The sequence below is a fragment of the Paraburkholderia fungorum genome (genome assembly GCF_003610895.1).
GTDB lineage: Bacteria > Pseudomonadota > Gammaproteobacteria > Burkholderiales > Burkholderiaceae > Paraburkholderia > Paraburkholderia fungorum_B.
This window is the reverse complement of record NZ_MCAS01000004.1, coordinates 104,831-118,112: the sequence shown is the minus strand read 5'-3', so window position 1 is coordinate 118,112 and position 13,282 is coordinate 104,831. Positions and strand designations below refer to the sequence as shown.

Sequence of the window (13,282 nt, the reverse complement as noted above, 5' to 3'; positions counted from 1 at the left end):
CCGGGAAACAGTTTTGATTTATTCTCCAAATCAAGGTTATTGATTTACAGAGCAAATCAATGAATATCCGTCATCTGGAGTTTTTCGTGGTGCTGGCGCAGGAACTGCATTTCCGCCGCAGCGCCGAGCGGCTGGGCATTACGCAGGCGCCGTTGAGCCTTGCGATCCAGTCGCTGGAGACGGAACTGGGCGCGCGGCTCTTTCACCGCACGCGCCGCTCCGTCGCGCTGACCGAGGCGGGCCTGGCGTTGCTGGACGACGCCCGAGCGATCCTCGCGCGGATCGAACACGCGAAGGAAAGCGTCTGGGAGACGGTCAGCGGCGACGTGGGGCGTTTGCGGGTCGGTTTTACCAATGCGTCGACGCTGTCGCCGTTTTTCCCCAAGCTGATTCATGCGTACCGGACGCAACGTCCGAAGGTCAACATCACGTTGCTGGAGCTGTCGTCGTCCCGGCAGATCGAGGCGCTCGAGCAGCGCGAAATCGACGTCGGTTTGTTGCGGATGCCCGAGGGCCCACCCTCCGCCGATCTGGTGTTCACGCCGCTCATGGAAGAGCCGCTTGTGCTCGCCATGCATGCCCGCCATCGGCTCGCCAAAGCGGCATCGATCAAGCTCAAGGATTTGCGCGACGAGCCGTTCATCGCCTATCCGCGGCAAGCGGGGGTCGCGGTCTACGAAAAGACGGTCGCGTTGTGCGCGAAACGCGGGTTCGAGCCTCAGGTGGTTCAGGAGGCCCAGCAGGCTTCGACCCTGATCGGACTGACGGCCACCGGGCTCGGCGTCGCGCTCGTGCCTTCGACGCTGCAGGCCATCGCGCTGCCAGGGGTGGTGTTCAGACAGCTGGACGAGACCGATACCACCACTACCTTGTACATTGCTCACCGCCGTGGCGACGCCAATGCCCGGGCGATGCAGTTCGTGGCGCTGGCGCAGGGGCTGCGCCAGGTTGCGGCGAGCGCCGCCGGCAACGCAGAAGCTTGTCTGCCGGCGAGCTGTGCATATCGTGCACAGAACTTGTGACGCACGCGGCGTTGTAGCGGCAACCCGCGGCCCCTAGACTGCGTTCCTTCCCAGTCAGTCGAAAGGAACACGAACATGTCGAAGCGCACACTGCGTAGCATCCTCGGTGCCGGTCAGCCCACTTCTTTGCCGGCCCGCACCACCGCCTTGCTGGTCATTGATTTCCAGAACGAGTATTTCACGGGCTCGTTGCCGATTCCCAACGGCACGAGCGCCTTGCACAACGCACGCGCCCTCGTCGACTACGCCGATCGCCATGGCTGGACTGTCGTGCACGTGCAGCACGTCGCGCCGGCCGAGTCGCCCCTGTTCGCCGCCAACGGCCGGTTTGCCGAAATCTGTGCGGATATCCAGCCGAAAGCCAATCATCGTTTGATCACGAAGACTTCCGTCAGCGTGTTTGCCAGTACCGATCTGGCGCAGACGCTGAAAGCCGATGGCATCACCCACCTCGTGATATGCGGGCTGATGACGCATGCCTGCGTTGCCGGCGCCGCGCGTGATGCTGTGCCTGCCGGTTTTGAAGTCGTGGTGGCAGCGGACGCGTGCGCGACCCGCGACATCGAGTTCAACGACACGGCCAGCGTCCCGCACGAGATGCTGCACCTGAGTGCATTGGCCGAAATTGCGGATACCTTTGGCTCCGTGCTCAACACACGGGAGGTGCTGTCGCTGGCTTCGTCAGGCACCTCGTGAAGCCAGAACCGCACTATTCGCGCCATTCACGCCACGCCGGCGCGATGCCGGGCGGTTCGGCTACCGGGCCGTGTTAGCATCCGACGCTTCGACAACGCGCTCGATGCTCGATTCATGGACCAACTGCTCGCCATGCGGGTCTTCCGCTGCATCGTGGAGGCCAAGGGATTTTCAGCTGCCGCCGAACGGCTCGACACGTCGCATTCGACCGTATCGCGTCAGCTCAAGCAGCTTGAGGCCACGCTCGGTGTCCAGTTGATCAACCGTAACACGCGAAGATTCGCGCTCACCGCCGCGGGCGAGCGCTACTTCGCGGCCAGCGTCGACATTATCGAGCGTGTCGATGCGGCAAGCCAGGCGATGGCCGGCGAACATCAAAGGGTGGCTGGCCGGTTGCGCGTGAGCGTACCCCTTGCCATCGGCACGCTTGAACTGGGAGACTGGCTTCCCGCGCTCCAGAAACGTTACCCCGACCTCCAGCTCGATCTGTCGTGCAGCGATCAATTCGTCGATCTCGTTGCTGAGGGTTTCGACGTCGCGCTGCGTATCAGCGAACCTCTCGCCGACACCAGCCTGATTGCACGAACCTTGACGGTGTCGGACATCGTCCTCGTCGCCTCCCCCGCCTATCTGGCACAACACGGGCTTCCACGTGCGCCGGGGCAACTTGCCAGGCACGAGTTGCTGACCTTTTCAGGCGCCAATGCGACGGACCAGTGGGTGCTCACATCCGGCCGCGGTGCGCCGGTCCATGTCGATCTGAATGGCCGCCTGGCATTGGACGCGATCACCGCGCTGTACGCCGCCGCGCTGGCCGGTGCGGGCATCGCGGCGTTCACGCGACACACCGTTCAGACCGATCTGGCGCGCGGCCAACTGGTTCAGGTTTTGCCCGCCTACTCCCTCGGCGCGCGCCACTATTACGCCCTTTACCCGCAAACGCGCTATGTCGCGCCCACGGTGCGAGCGTTCGTGGACCATATGGTCGAGCACTATCGCGAGCGGTAAGGTACCCGCTTGCCTTCAGTGACGAACGGCGGTGACGATCTGCGGTGACGAACTGCGGCGCCGGTCGCCGACACGCACCGCTACGCGCCTCCGATAAGCCGGGATTGGCAGATTTTGTCAATCAATCGGCCAGGTGTGCCAATGTTCAAACAAGCGCTCCTGACTAGAATGGTCCGCGATAACCGCGCGGCAGATCGCGGTCGAAGACTAAGTCAGGAGACAGGTTCATGAATATGGCTGGCCAGATGATGTATGCGCCGTTGTTGCTGTCGTCGTTGCTACAGCGAGCGGCGCGCCATGCCGGTGGGGTCGAAATCGTATCGCGCCGCGTAGAGGGCGACATCCACCGGTACACCTACCGGGATTGCCACACGCGAGCCATGCAACTGGCCGGCGCATTGACGAGCCGTGGCATCGTCGCGGGGGATCGCATCGGCACGATCGCATGGAACGGCTACCGCCACATGGAGTTGTATTACGGCGTGGCTGGCATTGGCGCGGTTTGTCATACGATCAATCCGCGGCTCTTCCCCGAACAGATCGCCTACATCATCAATCATGCACGCGACCGGGTGATCTGTTTCGATGCTTCGTTCACAGCACTCGTCGAACAGATTGCCCCGCAGTGTCCGCATGTGGAAACGTGGATCATGCTGTGCGACGACGCGGCACTGCCGCAGACCTTCGCAGTCCCACTGGAGAGTTACGAAACCCTGATCGGCGAACATCCCGGGGTTTTCGCATGGCCTCAGTTCGACGAGCGCGAAGCCGCCGTTCTGTGCTACACGTCAGGCACCACCGGCAATCCCAAGGGGGTGCTGTATTCGCATCGTTCGCTCGCGCTGATGGCTTACGCAACGGTGATGCCGGATGCGCTCAACCTGTCGGCGACCGACACCATCGCGCCGGTAGTGCCAATGTTCCATGTGAACGCCTGGGGCTTGCCGTTTTCCGCCGCATTGGCAGGGGCCAAACTGGTTCTGCCGGGCGCCAGGCTCGACGGCGATTCCTTATGCGCACTCTTCGAGCAGGAAGGGGTTACCTTTTCTGCAGGTGTGCCGACTATCTGGCTCGGACTGGTGGACTATATGCGCCGCACGGGCAAGCGCAGCGGAACTTTCAAGCGCGCTCTGGTCGGCGGGGCGGCATGCCCCCCGCAACTGGCTGCATCTTTACGCGATTGCGGCATTACCGCGATACACGCATGGGGCATGACGGAACTGTCACCGCTCGGCACCATCTGCACGCCGTTGCAAAGCTACGCGGACAAGCCTGCGGACGAGCGCGCGCGCATCGACGCAAAACAGGGGCACACGGTAGCCGGAATCGACCTGAAGGTCGTCGACGCGAACGGCGAAGAGTTGCCGTGGGACGGTAAGTCCGCCGGCGATTTGATGGCGCGCGGCCACTGGGTGATGGAAAACTACTTTGGCGAGGAGCAGTCCGCGTTGCAAGACGGCTGGTTTCCCACCGGCGACGTCGCAACGATCGACGCCGACGGCTACATGCAGATTACGGACCGCAGCAAGGACGTCATCAAATCCGGCGGCGAATGGATTTCTTCCATCGAAGTGGAAAACATCGCCATGTCGCATCCGGAAATCGCCATGGCCGCCTGCATTGCGTGCGAGCATCCGAAGTGGGACGAACGCCCCTTGCTGATCGCAGTACGCCGACCTGACAGTACCTTGAGCGCGCCGGAACTATTGGCGTTCTATCACGGACGGGTTGCGAAATGGTGGATTCCGGACGACGTCGTGTTTGTTTCCGAGCTGCCGCTCACCGCAACAGGAAAGCTACAGAAGCTCGCCCTCCGGCAGCGCTTCGGCAAACATCTGGCCAACACGTACGCCGCCGCTTCCATCTAGCGCCTTGAATCAGACCGGCTGACGATAGGCGTGAGGCGTGCTGCCGGTCCAATGACGGAATGCCCGATGAAACGCCGTCGGGTCGTCGAAGCCGACGTCATAGGCAATGGCGCGAATCGCATCGGCCGAGCGCGTGAGACGCTGAATGGCAATGTCACGGCGCAATTCATCCTTGACCGCCTGGAAGGTTGTGCCTTCGGCCGACAACCGCCGGCACAACGTACGGACGGAGTAATGCAGATCGCGTGCGACCACCTCGATGGTCGGAACCTGCGGAAGACAACTGGAAATATATTGCCGAACACGATGGCTGGCCATTTGTTCGGCAAATGACACAAAGATCCAGTCTTCCGGCGCACGCAACAGAAATTTCTTTAGATCCGGTTTGTGCTGGCGAATCGCCATGTCGAGATACCGCGCCTCGAAACACATGCAGGTTCTCGCGCAATTGAACCGCACAGGACCCGGAAAAAGATAAAGATAGTCAGCCGCATTCGGCGAACGCGGAAAATCGAACTCCACTTCGATCAATGGAATCCGCTGACCGATCAACCACGACGCGAGCCCATGCACGAACTTGAGCATGAGTTGACGTGCGAGCACAGTGAGAGCCGGACCTTGCGGATTTGCCACTAATTCAACGCGGCAAAACCCATCTTCGCGACGCGTTTCAAGCCTGAATTCATCGAGAATCAGATGCAGGAACTGCCTCATCCGATGCATCGCGACATCGAGCCGCGATGCATCGAGCAGGCTCAAACACAGGTATTTCAAGGTCCCGTTACGCAGCGGCCGGCTGAAAATGCCGGGCATCTCGTCGTCCAGTTCGTTGGCAAGCATCCGGTAGAGCGTGGCGAACTGCTCCTGCGTTACCCGGGCGCCCGCCGCGTGCAGCAGTTCACGGGAGATACCCGATTGCTCAGCCAGACGCTCGACCGCGGCGGGGTCCGCGCTGGCCAGAACGCCGTTGACCAGCGAGATCGGGACGGTGGTAGCAAGAAAGTTCAATGGTGTTATCCGGACAGATCGAAGCGCGTCTTCTGATGAGAAATCCCAACCGCATTCTGTCACAAGCCGAAGCGAAGAAGCGGTTTGCCAGCGATGCCAGGCTCTGGATGATTCAGCACCACGGATTGACTCAATAGCCAGGAAGATCGATGAACGGAAAACCATTTATATAATTTCGTTATCCTCCGTTTTTACGAAAAAATCCTCAAGCCGCGACGACAGGCAATGCGGGTCAAGCGATTGTGCCGGCAACCTGACATGCGGCGCCGAAGCTGCCGCTGTTAGCCAGTTACTGTCCCGGCGCGCTGTGCTCGCCGCCACCAAAGGCCGCCGGATTCATCCACAACGGCAAACGCCGCTACCCCTACCTCCATCATCGATGGCAGCGCATATCGGCTCACGGCCGGCAGACGATTCAGCCTGTCTACATCTACACGCCGAGATGGTTCATGGCATTCTCGATGACAACGCGTTTCAGCTCGGCCAAGGCCGGTGAAATCGCGCGCTGTCCGGCGTGCAGGCAAAGTTGGACCGCCGGCAATGGCGGGAGACCATCCTTGGCATCGAGTTGCCTGAGAGACGAAGGCAGCCCGCTCGCCGTTCTCAATGTGATGCCAAGCCCTGCCATCACGCCGGCCCAAAGACTTTGAAGGCTGGAGGTGGTGTAGGCCAATCTCCACGAAATGTTTGCCTGTTCGAGCGCCTCGATACCGGCGCGACGAAAAAGGCAAGGCGAGTTGTACAGCGCCAGGTCCAGAGGGGCATCACGGCGGGCACGCATGTCGATCCCGGCCGGGCCGATCCATGCCATCTGCAACGTGGCCACGTGTTCAGCATCCCGGCGACTCTCATTGCCCATCGCAAGCACGAGATCGAGATCGCCCCGGTCCAGCCGCTCCAGCAGGAGACCATTGCGGTCAACCGCGATCTCTACGAGAACTGCCGGATGCGTCTTCTTGAATTGCCCCAGGGCCGCCGGGAGCCACGTTTCCGCGAAATCGCCTGGTAAGCCAAAGCGCACAGCACCCGCAACACTTGTCCCCCGAACGGCCCGAGCGGCTTCATCGTTGAGATCAAGAATACGGCGCGCGTACGAGAGGATCAGATCGCCGGATTCGGTCAACGCCAGACCTCGCCCTCGTCTGCGAAACAAAGCCTGGCCTACCTGTTCCTCCAGCTTGCGCATCTGCTGGCTGACTGCCGATTGCGAGCGGCCTATCCGTTCAGCAGCGCGGTTCAGACTCCCGAGCTGTTGGGTCAACAGAAACGTTCTCAAGGCGTCCATATCCAGGTTAGGCAGCGGCATGATTCAGTTTTTCTGAAGTAATGACGCTGAATTATCGCATTCATTACACATTCGTCTGGCTACCATTGATGACGGTGTTCGATCGCAATGCGCACGTCACGGATATCTCGATCAGGTCTTGATACGAGCAGGTTTCTGCATCAACTCACGGAGAAATTCACTGTATGAACGGCAATAGGGTTTTTAAGCACGGCATCCTGGCGACTGTCTTCTCTGCGTGCACGTTACTGGCGAGCGTCGTGCGTGCCGATACGATAGCCGTCGAGCCCTCGCTGGCAGGGACGTGGACTTTGGCGGCAGCCGATGTCCAGCATCCCGATGGCTCGCGGGATCGCGACTACGGTGCCGCGCCCAGAGGACTGCTGCTCATCGACGCGCAGGGACACTACTCGCTGCAGATTTTCAAGGCAGAACGCCCTCAATTCGCTTCAGGCGACAAGGGCACAGGAACGCCGGCCGAGTACAAAGCGGCCGTCATGGGTTCCAGCACGCACTTCGGTACGATCAGCGTGGACCCGGCCGGCGGAACCTTGATTTTTCATATTCAGAATGCTTCGTTTCCCAATTGGGAGGGCGAGCAGCAGAAGCGAAGCTACGAGCTTAAAGGCGGCGAACTGAGCTATCGCGTAGCGCCCCGACCGAATGGAGATGTGCCGATTTCGGTCTGGCGCCGTCTGAACTAGACGGACAATCGAACACTGCGCGACGACTTTGCGTCACGGCCGGCGGTATCGCGAACGATAGCGATCAGGCGGGCAAATGGCGCGGCTGGTACGGGTATCTAAACCGGATACCCCTACCAGCCGGCGTCTCGATGGTTTTGTTATTCAGCGGCGATGGCGACTGCATCCTCGCAGGTGTAGCCCAGTGCCTCGGCGACCTCGGGACAGGTCACCTTGCCGAACGCGACATTCAGGCCTCGACGCAGATGTTCGTCATCGGTAAGCGCCTTGCGCCAGCCCTGGTCGGCAATCTGCAGAACGAAGGGAAGCGTCGCGTTATTCAACGCGTAAGTGGACGTGCGCGGCACACCGCCTGGCATGTTCGCGACACAGTAGTGGACGACTTCGCCAACTCTGTACGTAGGCTCCGCGTGAGTCGTGGGCTTCGCGGTTTCGCAGCACCCACCCTGGTCGATCGCGACATCGACGATGACGGAGCCGGGGCTCATCGCCTCGACCATCTTGCGCGTGACGAGTTTGGGCGCAGTGGCGCCGGGCACGAGCACGCCGCCGATCACGAGGTCGGCATCGAGCACGTACCGTTCGATGTTGTCCTGATTCGAATACAAGGTGATCACACGTGCGCCCAGCAGCCGATCCATGCGACGCAACGCATCGACACTGCGGTCGATCACGACGACCTGCGCCCCCGTGCCGACAGCCATCTGCGCGGCATTGGAGCCGACCACGCCGGCGCCGAGAATCACAATCTTCGCGGGGGGCACGCCCGCCACGCCGCCAAGCAGGATGCCCTTGCCACCGTGCGCGCGTTCCAGGCTGAACGCACCCGCCTGAATCGACATGCGGCCCGCAACTTCTGACATCGGCGCGAGCAGAGGCAGTCCGCCGCCGCGTTGCGTGACGGTCTCATACGCAATGCAGACCGCGTTGCTTCGGACGAGATCGGCGCACTGCTCGGGGTCCGGCGCGAGGTGCAAATAGGTGAAAAGAATCTGTCCGCGTCGCAGCATCGCTCGCTCGCGCGCCTGGGGCTCTTTCACCTTGACGATCATGTCGGCCGCGGCAAACACCGCTTCCGCGCTGGACGCAACCTGCGCGCCCGCGGCCCGGTACGCGTCGTCCGTTGCGCCGATGCCTGCGCCAGCGCCTGTCTCGACGTCCACGCTGTGTCCGTGCGCGACGATCTCACGCACGGAAGACGGCGTGAGACCGACGCGATACTCGTGGTTTTTGATCTCCTTCGGAACGCCTATATGCATATTGCCTCCTGTATGGGACTGCCGGTCTGCCGCGAAATAATCTGATTCCTCAGACGCCTCGCGCAAACGACGAGCATTGGCGAGGGAGGCGCCGACGACGCCAACGCACGCAGGAGGCAGGCAGGATCGCAAGAAACGATCGTCACCGTCTACCCGGTTTCACCTGCTGGCGACGCCGTCACCGGGTACCTCACCAGCGGCAGGTTGTGACGGGACGCATCGGAACGGTATGCATGCGGAAATCAAGCGTGACGCAGGCGTTGTCTCCAGTTGCGAGTAGTAATTTCCACAATACTATCGGCGCCGTGGTAGGTGTTGTTAATGTAATTGTGGTGAATTTTGGTTGAAACGCCTGAATGACGCGATGCGTGTCCGTCACCTTGCATCGGATGACTAAGGGTTTATATCTAGTCCCGTCTCCTCCTTGTGACTGACAAAGCGATGCTTACCCGGCATTACTTCCAGCTGTATTTCGCTGCCAGTTGCCCCGTCACGACGCCGTAGCCACCGAAATTGGTTTGCACTCCCACCGAACCCGTCACCGAGAGGTTCTTTGTCACCTGTCCCTGCAACCCGGTCTTCAATTCCATCCGGTTGGCGGGCATGCTCAGGTTGAACATGTTGCCGTCGATCGCGACCGACGGCGACGACGGACCATGCCACCAGTTAGTCTCGACGAACGGACGCAGTTGCGCGCCGCTGTTGCCTACCGGCGTTGTGCCATGCAAGCGCACGCCCACACGTGTCAGCACGTTGTTGTCGCTCTGGCCGCCGATCAGGCCGGCCGGTGCGGCATGCTCGTCCGCACTGTAGTGCGAGTAAATCACCTGAGCCTGCGGCTCGACGAACACACGCGTGTTGCCCCGCTGGTACACCGGAATCGAGTAACCCGTTTCGAGCGAACCGGTGACGGTGCTTGAACGGTACGAGTCGGTCGCGAGGCTGCCGCCGACGGTGTTGCTGTACGCGCCGTACATCAGCCACGTATCGACGTACGGACCCGACAGGATGTCGCGATTGCCATACCACGTGCCATAGAGACCGACGTTGTAGCCTTCGACACTGCCGCGCGCGGTAGCCGATTGGAAGTTATTGGCAAGCGGGTTCCACAGCTCACGCGTCGACCAGTTGGTCTGGCTACCGTACATGCCCATCACACCGACCCGGAAACTGCCGTCGCCGCCGTCCTTGAAGCGCAGCACGTCGCCGCCTGCGTGGATCGTACGGTTGTTGCCCGACACGTCACGGCCGTTGCCGGTCATCGACATGCTCTGGCCTTCCACGCGCACCCATGCCGCGTCGTCAATGCCGGTACCTCCGTCGACGTTGCCGCCCGCCTGACCCTGACGCTGATGCAGCGTGTGGATAGGCATCATCGTCGCGGCCCACGCGTTGCCGAGGTAGGCATCCGGTTCGGGCGTAACGAGCGGTGCTGGCGCCGTGGGCGTAACGGGCGCCGTGCCGGCGTTGTCTTCCTGCTCGCCTGGATTGGGCGGCGCAACGGGCTTGCCCGGATCAACCGGCACCTCCGGTTCGACGGGTTTCACGGGGTCTACCGGATCAACAGGCGTGACGGGCGTAATGGGTGTAACGGGCGGCGCCGCCGAGACCAGGTACCAGTCCTGTGCATTGCCACCGTTGCCGCCGCGCTCGAGCATGTAGTCATAGCCACCGGCCGACACCGTGCCAAAGCCCTTGCGATAGCCGTCCGACGCCGAGTCAAGCGTGAACGCACCCGCCTCGGTGGTCGCACCGTTGACCGCCGACACCACCTGGATACCGACGTTCGTCTGCGCACCGGTGCCGCCTGCCCGCTTGACCACCAGCCCGGTATCGCCCGAGGCCGAGACGCTTTCAACGGCCCGAGCGGCGTCCGACGCAGAGCCGTCGATCACCAGACGGTCGGTCGGCGAACTGTCGTCGCCCAGTACGGTGTTGAGTACCAGCTTGCCGCCGTCGCCCACGTAGTTGCCGTGAATCATCAGGTTTCCGAACGATCCGCCCGGCGTGCCGGCGCTGCCCGGTGCGACTACGCCCGCATTCTGCACGTCACCAATGATGGTGCCGTAGCCGCCGAGCGTGCCGCCAGCCATGACGTTCGTCGCCGACTGAATGGAACCGTTCACCGCCAGCACGCCGCCTTGCACCGTGGTCGGTCCACTGTAGGTCTGATCGCCCTCCAGGTTGAGGGTGCCCGGCCCCGCCTGCACCAGACCGCCCGTACCACTGATCAGATTCGAAAACGTCACCGTGTCGGCGCGATTGAACGCCAGCGTGCCGTTATTGGTGACATCGCCGACGATGCTGCCCGTGGTGCCGCCGTTACCGATCTGCAGCGTGCCGGCGTCGATCGTCGTACCGCCGGTGTATGTGTTCTCGCCCGCGAGCACGGTGGTCCCGGTGCCCATTTGCGTGAGTGAGCCCGTGCCGGAAATCACGCCAGGCAGGACCACCGTATCGGAACGGTCAACAGCGAGTGCCGCGTTGTTGACGATCGGTCCCGTCAGGCTGCCACTGGTGCCGCCATCGCCGAGTTGCAATGTGCCCGAGTCGATCGTGGTCGGGCCGGCGAACGTGCTGTCGCCCGTGAGAATCGTGGTACCCGTGCCTGCCTGCGTCAGCGTGCCAGTTCCGGAGATTGCACCCGACAGCGTCACCTCATCGGCACGGTCGACCACCAGCGCGCCGTTGTTCAGCACATCACCCTGGATGCTGCCGGCCGTGCCGCCGTTGCCGATCTGCACGGTGCCGGCGTCGATCTGGGTGCCGCCGTCATACGTGTTGTCGCCGGTCAGGGTCAGCGTGCCCGCGCCCTGTTTGACCAGCACACCGCCGTCGCCCGAGATCCCCTGGGCGAGCGTCACGTCATTGCCATTGGTGTCGAGAAAGGCGCCGTTCTGACCGAGCGCGTTCAGACGCGGCGAGACATCCACGCTATTGCCAGTAGCCCATTGCAAACCGCCGCCGTCGAGCGTGACGTTGCCCGTGCCAAGGTTGGACAGTGTGCGGAAATTGACCAGCCCATCGTTCACCGTCGTGCCGCCGCTATAGGTGTTGTTCGCGGCGAGCACGAGCGTACCGGAGCCTGCCTTGACAAGTGTTCCTTTGGCGCCGGTGGCATTGCTCAGCGTCGAATTCACCGTACCGACTGCATCGGCACCGTCGATCTGGAACGTATGTGTGCCGGTTCCCGCCAGCACGATGTTGGCGCCGGAGATCGTCATGTCCGCGCCATCGGCGTAGTTGCCGATGGTGCCGTTGTTCCAGTTGATCGTGCGCGTCGCGGTACCCGCGCCGGGCTGGATGGTCTGCACACGTAGCGCGCCGCCGCCGTTCAGGTTCACAATGCCTGTGGCGGTTCCCGTCGTGCCCGAGCGGTCACCTATCGTCAGCGTCTGTGCACGTACCGTGCCGCTGCCAATCGTCAGCGTGCCGCTTGCCCCGCCGGCGCCCGTGGTACTGCTGCGCTGCCCCAGGGTGATTGAATTGGCGTCCAGCAGGCCAGCACCCAGCTTGAAGGTGCCGCTTGCTGACTGCGAGCCAAAGACGGCCGCACCGAGGGTCAGGTTGTCGACTCGTGCATCCAGCGAACCCTGGGAAAGATCCACCGTGCCGGTGCTACCGCTGTAATTACTGTTGGCGCCGGTGCCGATACTCCAGGTAGAGACCGGGCTGCTGCCATCCGTACCACGCACAACGAGTGTGCCGTCCGCAACCCCGCTCTGAAAATTGAGCGTGCCGCCAGCCTGGTTGTTGCCAATCATGATCAAGTCGGCGTTGATGGTATTACGCTGCCCGAGCGAGACTGTGCCGTCGTTGGTTGCGTTCGCGGACAGAGAACGATTCCTGTCGCCTATCCCAAACCTGGAAGCCGTGATCGTATTGGAGTCGCCCGCCAGAACCAGAGTGCCGGCGGTCGAACCCGCCTGCACCGCGCCTCCACTCATCTGCCCGCTCACGCTGAATAAGCTGGTGGGACTGTTAAAAACGAAATTGCTGAGCCCCGACATATCGAGGGTCTGCGTCGTCCGATAGACCGTGCCGCCCAGTGCGAAGGGTCCACCCGAATACACCAATGTACCGCCTGCCCCCGTGAGCGTGCCGGTGACGTTATTGCCCACCAGCAGGCTCGTGACCCCAGTGGTTGTGTTGCCAATGTCGACGGTGGAGGTGGTGGGGAACGTGATGGACTGCGCGTGCGCCGCGCCGGCGGCCATGCCGACACCGGCGAGGAGCAGGCACGCTCCCAGCGGAGTGAGACGACGCGCGCCTTTCTTGCGACGGGCCGCAGTCTCAGATACAGCACACCAGGTCGAGGTTGTCGCGTTCCAGATTACAAGATAGGCGTGGTTCATAGTGTCGTCTCACATGTGCGAAGAGGAAGTGATGTCATGTTCTCTTTTCGCTGCGACGCCATCTATTTGACCAGTAC

General features: G+C 62.0%; 9 protein-coding genes. 5 read left to right on the top strand and 4 right to left on the bottom strand.

Features of this window, described 5'->3' with window-relative positions; translation table 11 throughout:
• Positions 1 to 59: 59 nt before the first annotated feature.
• The 4 genes from BCY88_RS05645 (at position 60) to BCY88_RS05630 (ending at position 4,594) form a co-directional block, all read left to right on the top strand.
• Complete coding sequence (locus BCY88_RS05645) at positions 60 to 1,022, top strand: LysR family transcriptional regulator (protein WP_120343322.1); 963 nt, start codon at positions 60 to 62, stop codon at positions 1,020 to 1,022.
• A gap of 75 nt (positions 1,023 to 1,097) precedes the next feature.
• Positions 1,098 to 1,718 carry a cysteine hydrolase family protein gene (locus tag BCY88_RS05640; RefSeq protein WP_120343321.1) on the top strand — a complete coding sequence of 207 codons (621 nt, stop codon included), beginning with the start codon at positions 1,098 to 1,100 and terminating at the stop codon, positions 1,716 to 1,718.
• Positions 1,719 to 1,832: 114 nt separating this feature from the next.
• Positions 1,833 to 2,726, top strand: coding sequence for a LysR family transcriptional regulator (locus tag BCY88_RS05635; protein WP_120343320.1), 894 nt, complete (start codon positions 1,833 to 1,835; stop codon positions 2,724 to 2,726).
• Positions 2,727 to 2,959: 233 nt separating this feature from the next.
• Entirely contained in the window at positions 2,960 to 4,594 is a 1,635-nt protein-coding gene (locus tag BCY88_RS05630) for a 3-(methylthio)propionyl-CoA ligase (protein WP_183081300.1), read from the top strand.
• Between the two features lie 9 nt (positions 4,595 to 4,603).
• On the opposite strand, the gene BCY88_RS05625 is transcribed toward BCY88_RS05630, so the two are convergent.
• Positions 4,604 to 5,602 carry an AraC family transcriptional regulator gene (locus BCY88_RS05625; RefSeq protein ID WP_259461253.1) on the bottom strand — a complete coding sequence of 333 codons (999 nt, stop codon included), beginning with the start codon at positions 5,600 to 5,602 and terminating at the stop codon, positions 4,604 to 4,606.
• Positions 5,603 to 6,032: 430 nt separating this feature from the next.
• Entirely contained in the window at positions 6,033 to 6,908 is an 876-nt protein-coding gene (locus tag BCY88_RS05620) for a LysR substrate-binding domain-containing protein (protein ID WP_120343317.1), read from the bottom strand.
• A 164-nt stretch (positions 6,909 to 7,072) separates the two neighbouring features.
• On the opposite strand from BCY88_RS05620, the gene BCY88_RS05615 reads away from it, so the two are divergent.
• Complete coding sequence (locus tag BCY88_RS05615) at positions 7,073 to 7,591, top strand: lipocalin-like domain-containing protein (protein WP_120343316.1); 519 nt, start codon at positions 7,073 to 7,075, stop codon at positions 7,589 to 7,591.
• Between the two features lie 140 nt (positions 7,592 to 7,731).
• On the opposite strand, the gene ald is transcribed toward BCY88_RS05615, so the two are convergent.
• Both ald and BCY88_RS05605 read right to left on the bottom strand, forming a co-directional pair.
• Positions 7,732 to 8,850, bottom strand: a complete 1,119-nt coding sequence (gene ald / locus BCY88_RS05610) for an alanine dehydrogenase (RefSeq protein ID WP_120343315.1) — start codon at positions 8,848 to 8,850, stop codon at positions 7,732 to 7,734.
• Positions 8,851 to 9,305: 455 nt separating this feature from the next.
• Positions 9,306 to 13,205: an autotransporter outer membrane beta-barrel domain-containing protein gene (locus tag BCY88_RS05605; protein WP_120343314.1), complete on the bottom strand. Its 3,900-nt coding sequence runs from the start codon at positions 13,203 to 13,205 to the stop codon at positions 9,306 to 9,308.
• Positions 13,206 to 13,282: the final 77 nt, after the last annotated feature.

What these genes read in the sequence shown, in the direction of transcription:
- BCY88_RS05645 (WP_120343322.1), top strand. Translation starts at nt 60, where the DNA reads ATGAATATCCGTCATCTGGAGTTTTTCGTGGTGCTGGCGCAGGAACTG.
- BCY88_RS05640 (WP_120343321.1), top strand. Translation starts at nt 1,098, where the DNA reads ATGTCGAAGCGCACACTGCGTAGCATCCTCGGTGCCGGTCAGCCCACT.
- BCY88_RS05635 (WP_120343320.1), top strand. Translation starts at nt 1,833, where the DNA reads ATGGACCAACTGCTCGCCATGCGGGTCTTCCGCTGCATCGTGGAGGCC.
- BCY88_RS05630 (WP_183081300.1), top strand. Translation starts at nt 2,960, where the DNA reads ATGGCTGGCCAGATGATGTATGCGCCGTTGTTGCTGTCGTCGTTGCTA.
- BCY88_RS05620 (WP_120343317.1), bottom strand. Translation starts at nt 6,908, where the DNA reads ATGCCGCTGCCTAACCTGGATATGGACGCCTTGAGAACGTTTCTGTTG.
- BCY88_RS05615 (WP_120343316.1), top strand. Translation starts at nt 7,073, where the DNA reads ATGAACGGCAATAGGGTTTTTAAGCACGGCATCCTGGCGACTGTCTTC.
- ald (WP_120343315.1), bottom strand. Translation starts at nt 8,850, where the DNA reads ATGCATATAGGCGTTCCGAAGGAGATCAAAAACCACGAGTATCGCGTC.
- BCY88_RS05605 (WP_120343314.1), bottom strand. Translation starts at nt 13,205, where the DNA reads ATGAACCACGCCTATCTTGTAATCTGGAACGCGACAACCTCGACCTGG.